At 41.8% G+C, this 17365-nt stretch carries 19 protein-coding genes and 1 pseudogene; 15 read left to right on the top strand and 5 right to left on the bottom strand.

The genetic code is table 11. The features are described from left to right. Positions 1–173: 173 nt before the first annotated feature. From MKX52_RS14595 to MKX52_RS14580, 4 genes are all read left to right on the top strand, one after another. Entirely contained in the window at positions 174–1475 is a 1302-nt protein-coding gene (locus MKX52_RS14595; RefSeq protein ID WP_342490919.1) for a homoserine dehydrogenase, read from the top strand. Continuing rightward, positions 1475–2536, top strand: coding sequence for a threonine synthase (gene thrC, locus MKX52_RS14590; protein ID WP_144468376.1), 1062 nt, complete (start codon positions 1475–1477; stop codon positions 2534–2536). Before MKX52_RS14595 ends, thrC begins: the two co-directional genes overlap by 1 nt. Next, the gene (thrB, locus tag MKX52_RS14585; protein ID WP_342490918.1) at positions 2533–3465 is read left to right on the top strand and encodes a homoserine kinase; all 933 of its coding nucleotides are present in this window, start codon (positions 2533–2535) and stop codon (positions 3463–3465) included. Before thrC ends, thrB begins: the two co-directional genes overlap by 4 nt. 303 nt (positions 3466–3768) lie before the next feature. Further along, entirely contained in the window at positions 3769–5739 is a 1971-nt protein-coding gene (locus tag MKX52_RS14580) for a S9 family peptidase (protein ID WP_342490917.1), read from the top strand. Between the two features lie 43 nt (positions 5740–5782). On the opposite strand, the pseudogene MKX52_RS14575 reads toward MKX52_RS14580, so the two are convergent. Beyond that, positions 5783–6082 (bottom strand): annotated as a pseudogene (locus tag MKX52_RS14575) (NifU family protein). A gap of 121 nt (positions 6083–6203) precedes the next feature. On the opposite strand from MKX52_RS14575, the gene MKX52_RS14570 reads away from it, so the two are divergent. Both MKX52_RS14570 and MKX52_RS14565 read left to right on the top strand, forming a co-directional pair. Continuing rightward, the gene (locus tag MKX52_RS14570; RefSeq protein WP_012011144.1) at positions 6204–6533 is read left to right on the top strand and encodes a YuzD family protein; all 330 of its coding nucleotides are present in this window, start codon (positions 6204–6206) and stop codon (positions 6531–6533) included. Positions 6534–6633: 100 nt separating this feature from the next. Beyond that, positions 6634–6864, top strand: a complete 231-nt coding sequence (locus MKX52_RS14565) for a hypothetical protein (protein ID WP_012011143.1) — start codon at positions 6634–6636, stop codon at positions 6862–6864. A 50-nt stretch (positions 6865–6914) separates the two neighbouring features. Here MKX52_RS14565 and MKX52_RS14560 read toward each other — a convergent pair whose 3' ends face one another. Continuing rightward, a complete protein-coding gene (locus tag MKX52_RS14560) occupies positions 6915–7982 on the bottom strand; it encodes an NAD(P)/FAD-dependent oxidoreductase (protein WP_012011142.1) in 1068 nt (355 codons plus the stop codon). 255 nt (positions 7983–8237) lie between these two features. On the opposite strand from MKX52_RS14560, the gene MKX52_RS14555 reads away from it, so the two are divergent. From MKX52_RS14555 to erpA, 3 genes are all read left to right on the top strand, one after another. Further along, positions 8238–8474, top strand: a complete 237-nt coding sequence (locus MKX52_RS14555; protein WP_003213414.1) for a YuzB family protein — start codon at positions 8238–8240, stop codon at positions 8472–8474. Between the two features lie 270 nt (positions 8475–8744). Next, complete coding sequence (dapF, locus tag MKX52_RS14550; protein ID WP_342490916.1) at positions 8745–9599, top strand: diaminopimelate epimerase; 855 nt, start codon at positions 8745–8747, stop codon at positions 9597–9599. A gap of 73 nt (positions 9600–9672) precedes the next feature. After that, entirely contained in the window at positions 9673–10035 is a 363-nt protein-coding gene (gene erpA, locus MKX52_RS14545) for an iron-sulfur cluster insertion protein ErpA (protein ID WP_012011138.1), read from the top strand. Positions 10036–10155: 120 nt separating this feature from the next. On the opposite strand, the gene MKX52_RS14540 is transcribed toward erpA, so the two are convergent. Continuing rightward, the gene (locus MKX52_RS14540) at positions 10156–10572 is read right to left on the bottom strand and encodes a hypothetical protein (RefSeq protein WP_342490915.1); all 417 of its coding nucleotides are present in this window, start codon (positions 10570–10572) and stop codon (positions 10156–10158) included. Positions 10573–10767: 195 nt separating this feature from the next. Between MKX52_RS14540 and MKX52_RS14535 the strand changes: the two genes are divergently transcribed. Then, complete coding sequence (locus MKX52_RS14535) at positions 10768–10974, top strand: hypothetical protein (protein WP_012011136.1); 207 nt, start codon at positions 10768–10770, stop codon at positions 10972–10974. Between the two features lie 46 nt (positions 10975–11020). Here MKX52_RS14535 and yumC read toward each other — a convergent pair whose 3' ends face one another. Then, entirely contained in the window at positions 11021–12019 is a 999-nt protein-coding gene (gene yumC / locus MKX52_RS14530; RefSeq protein WP_012011135.1) for a ferredoxin--NADP reductase 2, read from the bottom strand. Positions 12020–12410: 391 nt separating this feature from the next. Between yumC and MKX52_RS14525 the strand changes: the two genes are divergently transcribed. The 4 genes from MKX52_RS14525 (at position 12411) to MKX52_RS14510 (ending at position 15030) form a co-directional block, all read left to right on the top strand. Continuing rightward, entirely contained in the window at positions 12411–13628 is a 1218-nt protein-coding gene (locus MKX52_RS14525; protein ID WP_161985489.1) for an NAD(P)/FAD-dependent oxidoreductase, read from the top strand. A gap of 129 nt (positions 13629–13757) precedes the next feature. Beyond that, positions 13758–13883 carry a YuiA family protein gene (locus MKX52_RS14520; protein ID WP_157957789.1) on the top strand — a complete coding sequence of 42 codons (126 nt, stop codon included), beginning with the start codon at positions 13758–13760 and terminating at the stop codon, positions 13881–13883. Between the two features lie 81 nt (positions 13884–13964). Further along, positions 13965–14285 (top strand): YuiB family protein, encoded by a 321-nt coding sequence (locus MKX52_RS14515; protein WP_216887763.1) that lies wholly within the window; start codon positions 13965–13967, stop codon positions 14283–14285. Positions 14286–14385: 100 nt separating this feature from the next. Continuing rightward, positions 14386–15030 carry a 3D domain-containing protein gene (locus MKX52_RS14510; RefSeq protein WP_342490914.1) on the top strand — a complete coding sequence of 215 codons (645 nt, stop codon included), beginning with the start codon at positions 14386–14388 and terminating at the stop codon, positions 15028–15030. Positions 15031–15072: 42 nt separating this feature from the next. Here the strand turns inward: MKX52_RS14510 and MKX52_RS14505 are convergent, their stop codons facing one another. Next, positions 15073–15549, bottom strand: coding sequence for a divergent PAP2 family protein (locus MKX52_RS14505; RefSeq protein ID WP_003212726.1), 477 nt, complete (start codon positions 15547–15549; stop codon positions 15073–15075). Between the two features lie 325 nt (positions 15550–15874). Between MKX52_RS14505 and MKX52_RS14500 the strand changes: the two genes are divergently transcribed. Further along, complete coding sequence (locus MKX52_RS14500; RefSeq protein ID WP_119125313.1) at positions 15875–17365, top strand: leucyl aminopeptidase; 1491 nt, start codon at positions 15875–15877, stop codon at positions 17363–17365.

Raw genomic sequence — 17365 nt, 5'->3', positions numbered from 1 at the left:
ATATAGAATCTTGATATAAATAGCTGTTAAGCGGTTTCATTCTAACAATCTCTTATTTTATTACCTTGTCAAAAAGAAGATACCCCTTTATAATGTGTGTACATTGAATGTCTGTGTTAGGTTAACAAATGTCTTTTTAGAGAGGACATTTACGGAGAAAGGTGGAATTTCAGGTGAAGGCAATTCGAGTTGGACTATTAGGATTAGGAACAGTGGGAAGTGGTGTCGTCAAGATTATCCAAGATCATCAGGATAAATTAATGCACCAAATCGGCTGTCCGGTATTAATACAAAAAGTGCTTGTGAGCAATCCCGATAAAAAGAGAGATGTGGATGTGGCAAGAGAGGTCTTCACAACTGAAGTATACGAAGTGATTAGAGATCCAGAAGTCGACGTCATTATTGAAGTGATGGGCGGCATTGAAGAGACAAAACAATATTTAATAGATGCATTAAATGAGAAAAAGCATGTCATTACCGCCAATAAAGATTTAATGGCACTTTATGGAACAGAGCTTTTACATGTGGCGAAAGAAAATGGCTGTGATCTTTATTATGAAGCAAGTGTCGCCGGAGGAATTCCGATTCTGCGTACGTTGGAGGAAGGATTAGCCTCTGACCGAATTACGAAGATGATGGGAATTGTGAACGGCACAACGAATTTTATTTTAACAAAAATGAACGTCGATAAAAGCGCATATGAAGATGTCTTAAAAGAAGCACAGGATCTTGGCTTTGCAGAATCAGATCCAACAGCTGATGTAGAAGGACTAGATGCAGCAAGAAAAATGGCGATTCTTGCAAGACTCGGATTTTCTATGAATGTGGAATTAGAGGATGTAAAGGTGAGAGGCATCTCTGACGTTTCTGATGAAGATATTAATTTCAGTAAACGATTCGGCTACACAATGAAGCTAATCGGAATTGCCCAGCGAGACGGAGAAAAAGTAGAAGTCAGTGTCCAGCCAACTCTACTTCCTGATCACCATCCGCTTTCATCGGTCAACAATGAATTCAATGCGGTGTATGTCTATGGAAGTGCTGTGGGAGAAACGATGTTTTACGGACCTGGAGCTGGAAGTCTGCCAACGGCAACCGCTGTTGTATCAGACTTAGTCGCAGTCATGAAAAACATGCGCCTTGGTGTGAACGGAAGCGGATTTATTGCACCGCAGTTTGAGAAAAAGATCAAATCACCATCGGAAGTATTTGCTCAGCAATTTTTAAGAATTCATGTGAGAGATCAAGTTGGAGCATTTTCCCGCATTACATCTATTTTTTCTGAAAGAGGTATCAGCTTTGAAAAGATCCTTCAGCTTCCTGTGAAAGGGCATGATGAGCTGGCTGAAATTGTGATTATTACGCACCGGACCTCAGAAGAAGATTTTTCAAATATCCTGCAAAAATTAAACGATCTCGACGTGGTGGTTCAAGTGAAGAGCACGTACCGAGTAGAAGGGAACGGTTTAAGCTGATGAAGTGGAATGGACTTATTGAAGAATTTCAAGAATTCTTACCAGTAAACGAATCAACACCAAAACTAACATTAAATGAAGGGAATACACCGCTGATCCACCTCTCCAAGCTTTCGGAAAAGCTAGGGATTGAGCTTCATGTGAAAACAGAAGGCGTCAATCCAACAGGCTCTTTTAAGGACCGCGGGATGGTCATGGCTGTTGCAAAGGCAAAAGAAGAGGGCAATGATACGGTCATGTGTGCTTCGACAGGGAATACTTCTGCAGCGGCAGCCGCTTATGCAGCCCGTGCTGATATGAAATGTATCGTCATCATTCCAGACGGAAAAATTGCCTTTGGTAAGCTCGCGCAGGCGGTGATGTATGGAGCAGAGATCATTGCGATTGACGGAAACTTTGATGATGCACTGAAAATCGTTCGCAGCATCTGTGAAAAATCGCCGATTGCCCTTGTGAACTCTGTCAATCCATACCGAATTGAAGGACAAAAGACGGCGGCATTTGAAATCTGTGAGCAGCTAGGCTCGGCTCCTGACGTACTGGCGATTCCTGTTGGAAATGCAGGGAATATCACTGCCTACTGGAAAGGCTTCAAGGAATATCATGAGAAAAAAGGAACGGGACTGCCTGTTATGCGCGGCTTTGAAGCAGAAGGCGCAGCAGCGATCGTACGAAATGAAGTGATTGACCAGCCAGAAACAGTGGCAACTGCCATCCGTATCGGAAATCCTGCAAGCTGGAAACAAGCTGTGGCAGCGGCAGATGAATCAAACGGAAAGATTGATGAAGTGACAGACGAAGAAATTCTTCATGCATATCAATTGATTGCTCGTGAAGAAGGCGTGTTTGCAGAGCCAGGCTCATGTGCGTCTATCGCAGGTGTGCTCAAGCAAGTGAAATCCGGAGAGATCAAGCCAGGCAGTAAAGTTGTTGCGGTATTAACAGGCAATGGATTGAAAGATCCAAATACAGCCATTGATATTTCACAAATCAAGCCGGTTACACTCGATGCAGATGAAGATCAAATTCTTGAACACTTGGAAAAGGCTGCGCGCGTATGAGTAAAGCCTCCATGCTTTTTTCAATCACAGTACCGGGAAGCACTGCCAATTTAGGACCAGGCTTTGATTCAGTTGGAATGGCGCTCAGCCGTTATTTAAAGCTATCGGTCTTTGACCATGATAGTTGGCTGTTTGAAGCAGAATCAGATGTCGTGTCTGGGATTCCGCCCGGCACCGACAACCTCATTTATCAAACAGCCAAAAAGGTCGCAGATCACTTTGGAAAAACACTCCCGCCTGTTTATGTCAAAGTGTGGAGTGATATTCCATTGGCACGGGGGCTGGGCAGCAGTGCTGCTGCCATTGTGGCAGCCATTGAGCTAGCCAATCAGCTTCTAGAATTAAATATGACGGATGATCAAAAGCTCTTTTTTGCAAGTGAGTTAGAAGGTCATCCAGATAATGCGGGTGCTTCTTTATTCGGCGGTTTACTGATTGGTCTTCATGAAGAAGACAAGACACATGCCGTCAAAGTGCAGCATGTGGATATAGATGTTGTTGTCGTGATTCCTTTTTATGAAGTGCTGACAAAGGATGCCCGTGATGTGCTGCCAGAGGATTTTTCCCATAAACATGCTGTCAGTGCGAGTGCTGTGAGCAACGTGCTTGTTGCCGCCTTAATGACGCAAAACTGGCCGCTTGTTGGAGAAATGATGAATAAGGATTTATTTCATCAGCCTTATCGTACAATGCTCGTTCCAGAGCTGTCGAAGGTAGAGCATGTCGCTTCGCTAAAAGGAGCGTATGGAACAGCATTAAGCGGTGCTGGTCCGACAATCTTAACTTTAATTGAAAAAGGGAAGGGAGAAGGCCTGAAAAAGCAGCTTGCCCAAAACTTCCCACATTGCGAAGTAGATTTGTTGACGGTACCAGTAGAAGGTGTTGTCGTGGAGCATGATCCTGTCAATCAAGTAAAGAACGTGCTGTAAAAATGCACGTTCTCAGCGTGTAGACAAACCCTCGCATTCTGTGTCAGATCTGTGCTTCGGTGCTCACGAATGTTCAATTCGCTCCGCTCCGATGCTCGTCCTTCCTAGACTTCAAAGGTTTTCTATTACGCTGAAAAGAAGACAAAGGGCTAAAATCAAGATCATTTTAGCCCTTTGTCAACAATCTGAGAACGTGCTATAAAATGCACGTTCTTTTTTTATTTTTGTTTTTATAAAATGAAGCAGGGATTATTATTTAGAGGATCGAACTATTTTTTATGCATAAAAGGAGGAGATACATTCATGAAGAAATTGATGACAGCAGAAGATTTAACGAAAATTGTTTCTGTTTCTCATCCGGTTTATTCACCAGATGGAAAAAAGGCGGTGTTTACAAAGGTCACGGTGAATGACAAAAAGGACGATTACAATATCCATTTATGGGTTCGAGATGAAGAGACAGAGGAGCTGTCACAATGGACATTTGAGGATGGAAAGCATTATCAGCCGATGTGGTCAAAAGACAGCAGACAGCTTGCGTTTATTTTGCAAAAGCCAAAGGAAGCTCCTCAGCTTGCACTGATTCAGTGCGAGGGAGGCGGTGTACGCACCTTAACGGCGATTCCTTACGGGGTATCTCATCCTGTCTTTTCATTAGATGGAGCTTTCATTTATGCAGCTGTGTCACTGAAACCATCAGAATCTGTTCATGATGAAAAGAAGGAAGAGCGGGATGAGTTCGCTCCTGCGGTATATGATGATTTGACCTATAAAGCAGATGGCAGAGGCTTTTTAGATGGGCGTTTTACGCAGATTATTCAAGTGAATGTTCATTCAGGAGAGATCGAGGCAGTGACGAGCGGACAGCATCATCATGTGAATCACACGCTCTCTCCATGCGGGAAATGGCTTGCCTATATTCAATCAAATCCTCAGAAACCTTACATAAGTGACGTGTGCCTCCAATCATTAGAGGATGGTACGACTAAGAAAATCACACAATCATCAGGCGCTTATTCTACCGTATCTTTTGCTCCTAATGGAGAGAGCCTCGTGTATATCGGACATGAGCGCGAATTTCAAAATGCTACCTTCCCAGCATTATGGCTGTATGATCTGAAGGAGGGAAATGTCGTTCAGTTGTCAGAAATGCTCGATATGTATGTGGGCAACTGTATGGCAGGGGATAGCTTTATGGGAGAAGCCAATCAGCTTCCGCAGTGGACAAAGGATAGCCAGGGGTTTTATGCGCTTGTTTCCGATCAAGGCAGTACAGGGATTTATTATTTCTCCGTTGAAGGCTTAGCCTATCCTGTTCGATTAGAGGCAGAACATATCACAAACTTCAGCCTTCATCCAGATGAATCCAAATTGCTGCTGAGCCGGCTGTCACCCGTTTCTCCAAGTGAGCTATATGAGATGACATTAGGGGAGGCAGATCTAAAGCAAATCACGTTCGAGCATGATGAATTCCTCAAAGAGCATGTCCTATCGGTACCAGAGCCATTTTCGTTTCAGTCAAAAGAAGGTGTCGAGGTGCATGGCTGGTTTATGAAGCCTTCCGAGATGGAAGAGGGGAAGACTTATCCACTTATTTTAGAAATTCATGGCGGACCGCATGCCATGTATGGTTATACGTATTTTCATGAATTTCAAATGCTCGCTACTGAAGGCTATGCCATCGTGTATATCAATCCTCATGGCAGTCATGGATACGGACAAATGTTTACCGACCGTGTGAGAGGGAGCTATGGTGACGTTGATTATGAGGATGTCATGCAGGCTGTTGATCATGTGCTCAAAGCCTATGATTTCCTTGATGAAACAAGACTTGGGGTGACAGGCGGCAGCTATGGCGGTTTTATGACCAACTGGATTGTCGGACAGACTGACCGTTTTCGCGCAGCCGTCACACAGCGGTCCATTTCAAACTGGATTAGCTTTTATGGCATCAGTGATATCGGTTATTACTTCACAAGGTGGCAAATCGATGGCGATATCTATGATTCAGCCGATAAGCTATGGGGTCGTTCGCCGCTAAAGTATGTGAAACAGGTAAATACGCCGCTTCTCATCCTGCACAGTGACGAAGACTATCGTTGCCCAGTCGACCAAGCAGAACAGCTATTTGTAGCACTGAAGGAGCTTGGGAAAGACACAAGGCTCGTCAAATTCCCGAAGGCATCTCATGATTTATCAAGAAGTGGCCATCCAGGGCAGCGTATTCAAAGACTGACCTTTATCAAGGATTGGTTTAGAGAGAAGTTAAAATAAAAAAAACGACCCAAATTCGGGTCGTTTTTATCTCATATATGAATTAGAAAACCTGTTCAACTTCTACAACGCCAGGCACTTCTTCTAATAATGCACGCTCAATACCGGCTTTCAATGTAATGGTTGAACTTGGGCAGCTGCCGCATGCACCAAGAAGACGTAATTTCACAATGCCATCTTCAATGTCTACAAGCTCACAGTCTCCACCATCACGTAATAGAAATGGACGAAGTTTGTCCAGTACTTCCTGTACTTGGTCTTTCATTTCGACTTCAGTCATTGGATATAATCGCTCCTTTCACAACATATCACCATTATATTCATCTGGACGATAAAAATCTATTGATTGGTTTCAAAGTTTCCTTCTCATTATAGCACAATCTCATCTTGAAACAAAAAGTGATTTTGACTTTTTTCATACAGAAAATTCAGCTAAAATAAAGAAAGAATAGGGGGCTTGCCAAATGAATCAAACCGTCGATCTTTATGTATATGGAAGAGATGTACTTTGCGCTAGCTGCGTGAATCTGCCTTCTTCAAAAGACACATTTGAGTGGTTAGATGCAGCGTTAAAACGAAAATATCCGAATCAGCCGTTTCGCATCACATATATTGATATTGAGCACCCACCAGAAAACGAACACCAAAAGGAATTGTCTGAACGAATTCTTGATGATGAATTCTTTTATCCGCTTGTCTTAGTGGAAGATCAAATTGTTGGAGAAGGTAATCCAAAATTAAAAGACATTTATCAAGAAATGGAGAAATACGGTTACACGGAGAGCAGTGATTAAACTGTTCTTTTTTTGAGAAAATAAACAGAACAAACGTTCCTTTTTGGGTTGAAAAAGAACGTTTGTTCGATTATAATGAAATGAAAGGAGCGTGAGCATCATGAATTATTTACTGAAACAATCTCTTCAACAGCAAATACCAATTGAGATGATTTATATGAAGAAAAACGGAGAGTGCACGAAGCGAAAAATCATTGTCCAACGTCAAACGGACCAGCTCATCCAAGCGTATTGTTTATCGAAAAAGACGATGAGAACGTTTCGTAAAGACTGCATCCTTGCCCTTGCTCCGATCAAATTGACCCGGTCATCGGCACATGCCGTTTCATAAAAAAAAGCTCCCTCGACGAGAAGGAGCTTTGAGATCAAATTCACATGATGTTAGCCATTGTGATGCTTATACATCCAAAGAAGTCCGGATTTTAGTAGTCTAGGTACACGACCAACAAGTGGACGATCTGCTACTAAGCCAAAGCCAGCTTTTTTCCCTAAAGATCCTAAGACACCTTTTAGCTTAAACTGAGGATAAGCCTCAGGAAGCGGCTCGTTTTTCCAGCGTTTTTGCAGAGATTGGACAATTTGTTCTGCCTGCGCCTCGGCAAGCTGGGCACTTGGAGCATGCGGAAGACTTGCACAATCACCCACGACATAGACGTGCTCATCTCCAGGGAGATTGTGATGAGGTGTTAATACGACGCGGCCTTGTGCGTCCTTTTCAACATCCATCTCTCGTATCACTTTACTTGGCTGAATGCCTGCTGTCCATACGATGACCTCTGCTTCAATGGCATCATCATGGTTATAAACAACACCTTCTTCAACCTTCGTAATATTCGCACAGTTAATGATCTTTACGTCATTTTCTTCAAACCACTTTTGCACATATAAACTTAATCTTTTTGGGAAGCTTGATAGAATCAGCTCTCCACGGTCGAAAAGAATAATGTTTAAATCAGCACGGCTCTCTCTTAATTCACTGGCTAGCTCTACCCCGCTAAGTCCAGCACCGACGATGCCAACCGTTGCACCTGCACTTAAATTGTTTAATTTGTTATATGTATGTCTTGACTGATCAATGGTTTGAATGCTGTATGTATGCTCTTTCGCACCAGGGACATTATGATACTTGTCCTCACAGCCGAGTCCAATCACCGTGTCGTCATAAGGAATGGGTTCACGGTCGCTGAATAAGATCTGTTTGTTTTCAATATCAATTTTTTCTACTTCCCCATATTGAATATCAAGCTTCGGATGCTCTGGAAATGATACTCGAATGTGATGATCAGAGATCGTTCCAGCAGCGAGTGCATAATATTCTGTTTTTAAACAGTGGTAAGGATTTCGATCAATTAATGTGATAGTAACATCATCAGGTAATTGATTTGGCAATAAGCGGTGGAGAACCCGCATATTCCCGTAACCTCCGCCGATCAAGACTAAATTTTTCATGACGATTCTCCTTTTCCCCGTAGACATTGAAAAACACTTATACTAAAAAACTTTAAGTTAAAATACCAAATAAAATTATATCGAATTTACTGTGAAACCACAATAATTGTTTCAAAATAACCTACATATTCATTAGTTAGTCCTAAATAGTAAAACATTTTACGAGGAATAGGCGTAACGATACAGGTGAAGCTCATGTTTTGACTAATAGAAGGAATTTCGGTAGGATGGTAAAGCAATGTGAGGTGAAGCAAAGTGTTCCCACTGATCGAATTTTGTGTAAGTAATCTTGCGCAAGGGTCTCAAGAAGCAAAAGAGAAGCTTGATAAAGACCCAAATCTAGACGTTATGGAATACGGCTGTTTAAGCTACTGCGGCAAATGTATGGACTCCCCATTTGCACTCGTGAATGGAGAATTTGTTTCCGGAGAAAATGCAGAGCAGCTAGTCGAGCGTATTTATGCTTTTATAGAGGAAAATGAGATGTTTTAAATGCACCACATGGGTCATGAGGTGCATTTTTTTCATATTTTTATTTTCCATTTTTAAGGAGAATGAATAGAAAGCGCATCCAATATGTTATGCTAATAAAATATCACCAAAATGAAGCATCACACGAGAGAAAATGAGGCATATGCATAATAAAAGCCCCTTGCCATGGCAGCAAAGAGCTTTTATGTATGAAAAACGGGGGATGATAAGATTGTCTCCTGAATCGACTCCTTTTATACTATAAAGAAACAACATTTTTGGAGGAAGCTCATGACATCATTTCAATTCACGAAAATGCACGGATTAGGAAATAATTATATATACGTCAATCAGATGAAGGAACAGCTTCCAGAAGAGCAGCTATCAGAGATAGCAATCCAGGTTTCTTCTATTTACACAGGAATCGGTTCAGACGGAATGATCCTTATTTGTCCATCAGATGTTGCACCTGTGAAAATGCGCATTTTCAACAATGATGGATCAGAGGGCAAAAACTGCGGTAACGGGCTGCGCTGCGTTGCAAAGTATGTGTATGAGCATCAAATTGTGACGAACACAACGTTCCAGATTGAGACATTGTCAGGACTCGTTGAAGCGACCGTTCATGTGCAGGATGACCACGTTCATTTAGTAACAGTAGATATGGGGAAGCCTCGTTTTGAAAAAGAAGCGATGCCGATGCTTGGTGAACCAGCAAGCACAACGATTAATGAATCGCTTGATTTTGGCACGACGATCTTAAATGGAACAGCCGTTTCAATGGGAAATCCCCACATCGTGTTTTATTTAGACGACATTGAAAAGGCACCGCTTGATACAATTGGGCCAATCATCGAAAAACACGACATGTTCCCAGAAGGCGTCAATGTGGAATTTGTAGAAGTGGTCAGTGAAACAGAACTTCATTTTCGTGTGTGGGAAAGAGGTTCAGGGATTACACAGGCTTGCGGAACAGGGGCATGTGCTGCGGCCGTATCCACAATTGTGAATGGACAGGCGAAAAAGGAAACAGACATGACGGTTCACTTAGCAGGCGGAGATCTCATCATTCGCTGGAAAGACAATGAGCATGTGCTGATGACTGGACCTGCTGAAACGATTTGTGACGGCACATTTTATCTGTAAACCATTTATTTGAGAAAAGGCACTATCACGTTTATAATTGAAAAGAAACATCCAGTCAAAAGGAGGGATGATCATGAGTACACCAGTAACCATTACAGAAGCTGCTGCACTGCAGATTAAAGATATGATGAAAGAACATGAAGAAGAAAATGCGTTTCTGCGAGTAGGCGTAAAAGGCGGCGGATGCAGCGGTCTTTCATACGGCATGGGCTTTGACCATGAAGTTTCAGAGAAAGACACGCAGTTCGAACAGCAAGGCATTCAGGTCCTTGTCGACTCCGAAAGCCTTGATATCATGAACGGCACCATCATTGACTTCAAACAATCACTAATGGGCGGCGGTTTCACCATCGACAATCCGAATGCAATTGCTTCATGCGGATGCGGTTCTTCTTTCAGAACAGCGACGAATACCGGTACGCCGGAAGAGTGTTAACAACTGATCGTGAATGAAGATAAGCCTTCTTGTTCGTTTGTTTTTTGTAAACAACACGATTGAGGAGGCTTTTTTGATGAAGAAAGCCATAAAAAAAGACACTCATTCAGTGTCTCTTTCTCATATTGCTTCTTCTATTTTCAACAGCTCTTTATCCAAGACATCCACAAGCTCCTGGGTGCTAAACATATAGATCACCACTTCTTTATTGCCATCTTCCACATGAACTTCAATCACCATTTTAATCTTTGCTGGTTTTTCATGGTACACCACTTCAAAAGTGCCCATTTTTTTCGTTTCATTGTTTTTATTCATTTTTTGAACTTTGGAGAGTATCAGATTGATTTCTTGAACACTCAAACCAGAATCTAAAATTGAAGTGGACACACGCTTTAAAAAAGGTTCTAGTTGATCAACATCCATATTCAATCCTGCTGCGAACTGCGCATAATGTTTGTTATAGTCTTTTGCAAACAGTTCAACTGAGCCACCAATCATCAGTAACAAGATCAAACTGATTATGAAACGTTTTAGCATCTTTCCACCTATCCTTCATTAAGATCTTCTTCCTTTCCTATATCGGTTGATCAGATGAAACCTTCATTCTCACTTCAACTATTTATAAATCGCTCAATTTTGTTACAGCTTGCTCTCACAACTGGCTATTTCCACCCGAAAAGAGTATCATGAGAACCAAACATAAACTGTAGGTAGAAAAGAGGTTGCTGAGGTTTGAGTGAACAAATCAATTGCAGGAACTGTCATGAACTGATTCCGTATCGGTCCAAAACGTGTCCAGCTTGCGGGATTGAGAAGCCGCTTCCGAAAAAGGAACGTGTGAAGGATCGGGTGATTTTGGTTGTGGCAGGGATTGTTGTGGTGCTACTTGCTGCAATGGTACTTGGAATGGCGAATGCCTATATTGGGGTTTTTAAATAGACGAAAAAGGAGTTCCGTTTGTGGGAACTCCTTTTTTTGCTTTCGCTTATTTGTTTTCAAATAAGCTTGTGGAATGAAGAGGCTGTACACGGGCTTTCGGGTCCATGTAGGCTTTCGCATTGTTGACAGCCGTTGGTGCTTCACCAAATCCGCTGGCAATCAATTTGACTTTTCCTTCATACGTACAGATGTCTCCTGCCGCATAGAAGCCTTCAATATTTGTTTCCATTGTGGATTTCACAACGATCGAGTTCTTTTCGATTTCAAGGCCCCATTGTTTAATTGGTCCAAGGGAGGAAACAAAGCCGAAGTTGACGATCACGTCATCTACATCAAGCACTTGTTTTTTGTCGCCTTTGACTTCTTCTAGCACAATCTGTTCAATGCGGTCTTCACCAATAAGCTCCGTTGGGACAAATGGCGTCACGACATTGACTTTCGAGTTGTGAAGGTTTTCTACACTGTGCTCATGTGCGCGGAATTTATCTCGGCGGTGAATAATGGAAACCTCTTTTGCGATAGGTTCAAGCATCAGCGCCCAGTCCACTGCAGAGTCTCCGCCGCCAAGAACGGCCACACGTCTCCCGGCAAATTGGTTCAAATCATTAATGAAGTAATGCAGGTTGCTTCCTTCAAATGATTCTGCTGCATCTAGCTCAAGCTTTCTCGGTTGGAATGCACCGTTACCAGCTGTGATGATGATCGTTTTAGAATAATGAATCTCTTGATTTGTTACAAGTTTAAAGATCCCATCTGCCTGCTTTTCAACCGTTTCAACTGCTTGCTCTAAGCAAATGGTTTGATCAAATTTATCCATTTGTTCCTTTAAGTTATCAACTAATTCTTGTGCGCGGATTTTTGGAAAACCAGCCACATCATAAATGTATTTTTCAGGGTAAAGAGCGGATAATTGACCGCCGAGCTGAGGAAGGCTTTCAATGATTTTCACACTTGCCTGTCTCATGCCACCGTAAAACGCAGTAAACAATCCTACTGGGCCGCCCCCGATAACGGTAATGTCATATACCTTAGAATCTTCTTGCATTCCTTTAATCCTCCCAAATGAAAATTGTTATCACTATATCATATCATACCACATAACGTCGTTTGACTTGTTTTGAAAAACTTGTCGTTTTTTGATGCCGTAGCTTTGAAAAAGAGGAAAAAGTGAGAAAGACCGTTTATCATAAGGATTTTCAGTTTAAAGCCTTGAAAATTGGATCAGAACTCGCTATTATTGTTAAGGGAACTAAATATTAATTTTTTATGAATTTTTGTCGGATACGGTCAAATGCTTTCGTTTTATGTAGGTGAAAGTTCAGATTTTCACATACTTATTTTTTTGTTTAAATTTCATAAAATGCCGGAAAGCGGTTGAGAATAACGATATGTAATTCTTTATCCGTTTTACAGCAAATTTAAAAAAGGTGGATGTGATTCCAGTGAATAAACCGAAAATCGTTGTATTAGGTGCAGGTTATGGCGGATTAATGACTGTAACAAGATTAACAAAACAGCTTGGCACAAATGATGCGGACATTACTCTTGTGAACAAGCATAATTATCATTACGAAACAACATGGTTACATGAAGCAAGTGCAGGTACGCTTCATCATGACCGCTGTCGTTATCAAATCAAAGATGTGATTAACAGTTCCCGTGTCAACTTTGTACAAGCAACAGTTGAAAGCATTAATAAGGAAGAGAAGAAAGTTGTGACATCAGATGGCGAACTTTCTTACGACTACCTTGTTGTTGCGCTTGGTGCTGTTCCTGAAACATTTGGTATTGCAGGACTGAAAGAGTATGCATTCTCAATCTCTAACATCAACTCTGCTCGTCAGCTTCGTGAGCACATTGAACTTCAATTTGCGACGTATAATACGGAAGCTGAAAAACGTCCAGAGCGCTTGACAATCGTTGTCGGCGGTGCGGGCTTCACAGGTATTGAGTTCCTTGGTGAGCTTGGAAATCGTGTGCCTGAGCTTTGCAAAGAGTATGATATTGATCAAAAAGACGTACGTATCATCTGTGTAGAAGCTGCACCAACAGCTCTTCCAGGATTCGATCCTGAATTGATCGACTATGCAATGAACTACCTTCAAGGTAAAGGTGTTGAGTTCAAAATTGGGACAGCGATCAAAGAATGTACGCCTGAAGGCATCATTGTTGGAAAAGACGATGATACTGAAGAAATCAAAGCTGAAACTGTTGTTTGGGCTGCTGGTGTACGCGGTAACCCAATCGTTGAAGAAGCTGGATTTGAAAACATGCGCGGTCGCGTAAAAGTTTCTCCAGACCTTCGTGTACCAGAAAATGATGATGTATTCATCATCGGTGACTGTTCATTGATCATCAATGAAGAAATCAACCGTCCATACCCACCAACTGCACAAATTGCAATGCAGCAAGGTGAAACAGTAGCGAAAAACCTTGGAGCACTAGTGAAAGGTGGATCTCTTGAAAGCTTTAAGCCAGACATCAAAGGAACAGTTGCTTCTCTTGGTGAACATGACGCTGTAGGTGTTGCGTTTGGTAAAAAACTTCAAGGAACAAAAGCTTCAGCAATGAAGAAAATCATCGACAACCGTTCTTTATTCATGGTTGGCGGACCAGGACTTGTTCTGAAAAAAGGAAAATTCAAGTTCTTCTAAACCGACATAGACAAAAACGTGTATCCTCGTGGATGCACGTTTTTTTTTGACAGATTTTCTTACTTGGTGATCGGGAATAAAGTATGGTATGATAAATTATCAGAAAATTTAGATAAGGGAGTGAGCAATATGAACGCACATACAAAAGAAAAAAAGTCCACTTGTCAATATTGTTCGGGGAAAGGATATTTTCAGCTATTGCTCGGCGGATCTGAAACATGTGAGGAATGTAAAGGGACAGGGAAGAAGCTTTAATCCAACTGCTTTTTCCATTGATTGACTTCATCTCTATTTCCAAGTTAAACTAATGATGGGATATTTGGGGGTGGAGATGAAGTGATCAGTTTACCAGTCGTTATTATTTCCGTTATTTTATTTTTCGTGTTATTCTTCGGCATTGGCTTTTTGCTCAATATGCTGCTGAGAATGTCATGGATAATGGCTATTTTATATCCAATTGTATGCCTTTTCATTATCAACAATCAAAAGATGATCGCTTATGTGAGAGAACCGGGCATTGCTTTTTCAGGTATAGGAGACCGCATAGTCTCTCTCGCTGCGGCTGATATTATTATCTTGTTAAGCGGTCTGATTGGTGCAATTGTATCAGGTTTTGTCATCAATGCACTTCGAAAAAGAGGATATCAAATGTTTTAACTCACTTGTAGATAGGCAAGTGGGTTTTTTTTGTTTCTCCTTTGCATAGTTTCCATTTTGTTTGGAAACAAATAGATGGGTAGAGGAGTGACAAATAAAGATGAAAACATGGATGAAACGATTGTTCATGACAGCCCTTTTTATGCTTGCTCTTTTGACGAGCTTTACGGGCATATCTGGAGTTGAGCCAAGTGATGTAGCTGCCTGGGTGAAAGAGGCGGATCCTGGCAAGCAAGTATCTTCTTTTTTCCAACAGCAAAAAAGAGAAACGATGGCACTCAAAAGTGATGAGTTGCGGGCTAATTCTCTCGAAGAAGCGTTTAATTGGAATGATTACCCGAAGCAAAAGGTTGTTGCCACAGGTTATACAGCAGGTGTGGAATCAACAGGTAAAACGAAAGAACACCATGCATATGGCATTACATATTCAGGCGTCAAAGTGAAACGTGATTTATATTCAACTGTGGCGGCGGACCCATCCGTCTTTCCAATTGGAACTGTGCTCTTTATCCCAAACTATGGCTACGGAGTGGTCGCAGATACGGGAAAAGCCATTAAAGGTCATAAGCTTGATTTATACTATGAAACCGTAGATGATGTGTATAGAGAATGGGGCAAAAAAGTGCTCGATGTGTATATCATCAAGAAGGGCGAAGGAACGTTAACGGAAAAAGACTTGAACGAGCTGAATGAAGCAAAATCAATGCAAGTATTCCGTCAGCAGTTTCAAGCCAATAAAGAATAAAAAAGCTTTGGACAAGTTTTAGGTCCAAAGCTTTTTTCGCTTCTACATGAAGTAATAGTCTAAGATGAGTGTCAGTAAGATCCCTGTTAAGCCGCCAAAGAAGACTTCAATCGGCTTATGACCAAGAAGCTCTTTCAATTTCTTTTGCTTTTCTTTTTCTTCCGCACTCGGGAAATTCTTTGCTTCAGAAACAAATCGGTTAAAATCTGTTACGAGCTTGTTCAGTACAGTAGCCTGTTCTCCTGCCTGTCTGCGTACACCTGTTGCATCGAACATGGTAATAATCGCAAAGATGGCGGAAATCGCAAAGATCGATGTATTGAGCCCGTGCTCTAAAGCCACTGCTGTTGAGAGTGCTGTTACGGCTGCGGAGTGTGAACTTGGCATTCCGCCTGTGCTTGTAATGAGCGACCAATCTAGTCGTCTAGAAATGATAAATTGAATCGGTACTTTTACAAATTGAGCAAAAAAGATGGCTGCAAGACTGGCAAGCAGCGGAAAATTCGTCAGTACGCTCATGAACAAGAAACATCCTCTCTGTAAGAAAAAATATCGTGCAAAATGATGGACTGTGTATCCTAGTATGATGAAAAAATGATAGCAGATTCAAAAGCTGCCAAGTCCATGTTCAATTATAACATTAAAGAAAGTAGATGTGGAACGAGGAGACGCGGACGGGCTATCCAAGTTTTCATCGCTTTTTCATGATGCCCTTCCGCGTGTGAAAATATAAATGTTCATCAAGTAAAGACAGACTGGCAATGATCGTATAGACCCGCAAATTTTGATATAATAGAAGTTCCAATGTGAAAAATGGAGTTCATTGAAGGAGCGTGTGATAAATATGTTTTTCTCGACAAATGAATTGCAACATAAAGATACACTGGCGATCGGACTTTTTCAAAAGAGCCAATTATCAGGAAAAGCAAAAGAAATGGATGAATTACTTGAAGGACGAATCACTGAATTATTAAAAGAAGGCGATATTTCATCTAAACGAAATCAGCTTTCGAAGTTTTTCCCATCCCCTGAAACAGGCATCAAACGCATTTATTTTGTCGGCCTTGGGAAGGAATCAGATTACACGTTTGAAGAGGCAAAAGAAGGTTTTGCGCATTTATTTAGAAAGCTTCATCAAGATAAAAAGCAAGCGGTTTCGGTTTTACTGGATACGTTTATTGGAAAGGATTTGCCTGCCCAAGATGCAGCCCATGCCCTTTCTGAAAGCTGCCTTTTAGCTACATATGAATTACAAGATTTTAAACATAAAACAAATGAACCGGATCGCTTTATTGAGTTTGTTTATGCAATGACGGATCATGATACGACTGAAATTCAGGCAAGTCTGAAAGTGGGCGAGGTCTACGGACAGTCCGTCAATTCGGCTCGTACCCTCGTGAACATGCCGCCGAATATGCTCACATCCTCTGATCTAGCTTCGTACGCGGCAGAGCTTGCATATAAATACGAATTTGAGATTGAAATTTTAGATAAAGAACAAATGGAAGAGCTCGGAATGGGCGGGATTCTAGCTGTCAATAGAGGCTCAACAGAACCACCAAAGCTCATCGTTCTGAAATATCAAGGCAAGGAAGAATGGACGGACGTGATTGGGCTTGTCGGTAAAGGCATCACATATGATACTGGTGGCTATTCGTTAAAGCCAAGAGCCAGTATGATTGGGATGAAAACTGATATGGGCGGCTCAGCCTCTGTTTTAGGTGCCATGGAAATCATCGGTGAACTGCGCCCAGAGCAAAATGTCATTGCTGTCATTGCTTCAACCGATAATATGATCTCGGCTGATGCCATGAAACCGGATGACGTCATTGTGTCGCTTAGCGGTAAAACAATCGAGGTACTGAATACGGATGCAGAGGGTCGTCTTGTTTTAGCAGATGGGGTGACATATGCGAAACAGCACGGTGCCTCTGTTCTTATAGACGTGGCGACATTAACCGGAGGAGTCATTGTGGCACTTGGAAATGAGACAACAGGCGTCATGACGAATAACGATGAACTGTATGCCCAGTTTAAAGAGGCATCAGAAGAATGCGGAGAAATGATTTGGCAGCTGCCAATCACCGAAAAAGATAAAAAGCGCGTACGAAACAGCAAAATGGCGGATCTCAATAACTCACCAGGCCGTGATGGACATGCGATCATGGCAGGAGCATTCATTGGTGAATTCGCTGAGAATACGCCTTGGGTTCACTTGGATATTGCAGGAACAGCCACAACAGAAAAGCCTTCATGCTTTGGGCCAACAGGGGCGACAGGTGTGATGGTACGGTCATTGGCCACCTTTGTGGAAAGATTTGAAGGTAAGAAATAA

Source organism: Bacillus sp. FSL R5-0422, assembly GCF_038610765.1.
Taxonomy (GTDB): Bacteria; Bacillota; Bacilli; order Bacillales; family Bacillaceae; genus Bacillus; species Bacillus pumilus_O.
This window is presented reverse-complemented; position numbering and strand designations above follow the sequence as displayed.

Bases quoted from the DNA above. Each gene is read 5' to 3' on its own strand.
- MKX52_RS14500 (WP_119125313.1), top strand. From the start codon at position 15,875: ATGTTTTTCTCGACAAATGAATTGCAACATAAAGATACACTGGCGATC.
- MKX52_RS14560 (WP_012011142.1), bottom strand. From the start codon at position 7,982: ATGAAAAATTTAGTCTTGATCGGCGGAGGTTACGGGAATATGCGGGTT.
- yumC (WP_012011135.1), bottom strand. From the start codon at position 12,019: ATGCAAGAAGATTCTAAGGTATATGACATTACCGTTATCGGGGGCGGC.
- MKX52_RS14520 (WP_157957789.1), top strand. From the start codon at position 13,758: ATGAACGCACATACAAAAGAAAAAAAGTCCACTTGTCAATATTGTTCG.
- thrB (WP_342490918.1), top strand. From the start codon at position 2,533: ATGAGTAAAGCCTCCATGCTTTTTTCAATCACAGTACCGGGAAGCACT.
- MKX52_RS14505 (WP_003212726.1), bottom strand. From the start codon at position 15,549: ATGAGCGTACTGACGAATTTTCCGCTGCTTGCCAGTCTTGCAGCCATC.
- dapF (WP_342490916.1), top strand. From the start codon at position 8,745: ATGACATCATTTCAATTCACGAAAATGCACGGATTAGGAAATAATTAT.
- thrC (WP_144468376.1), top strand. From the start codon at position 1,475: ATGAAGTGGAATGGACTTATTGAAGAATTTCAAGAATTCTTACCAGTA.
- erpA (WP_012011138.1), top strand. From the start codon at position 9,673: ATGAGTACACCAGTAACCATTACAGAAGCTGCTGCACTGCAGATTAAA.
- MKX52_RS14580 (WP_342490917.1), top strand. From the start codon at position 3,769: ATGAAGAAATTGATGACAGCAGAAGATTTAACGAAAATTGTTTCTGTT.
- MKX52_RS14570 (WP_012011144.1), top strand. From the start codon at position 6,204: ATGAATCAAACCGTCGATCTTTATGTATATGGAAGAGATGTACTTTGC.
- MKX52_RS14565 (WP_012011143.1), top strand. From the start codon at position 6,634: ATGAATTATTTACTGAAACAATCTCTTCAACAGCAAATACCAATTGAG.
- MKX52_RS14510 (WP_342490914.1), top strand. From the start codon at position 14,386: ATGAAAACATGGATGAAACGATTGTTCATGACAGCCCTTTTTATGCTT.
- MKX52_RS14540 (WP_342490915.1), bottom strand. From the start codon at position 10,572: ATGCTAAAACGTTTCATAATCAGTTTGATCTTGTTACTGATGATTGGT.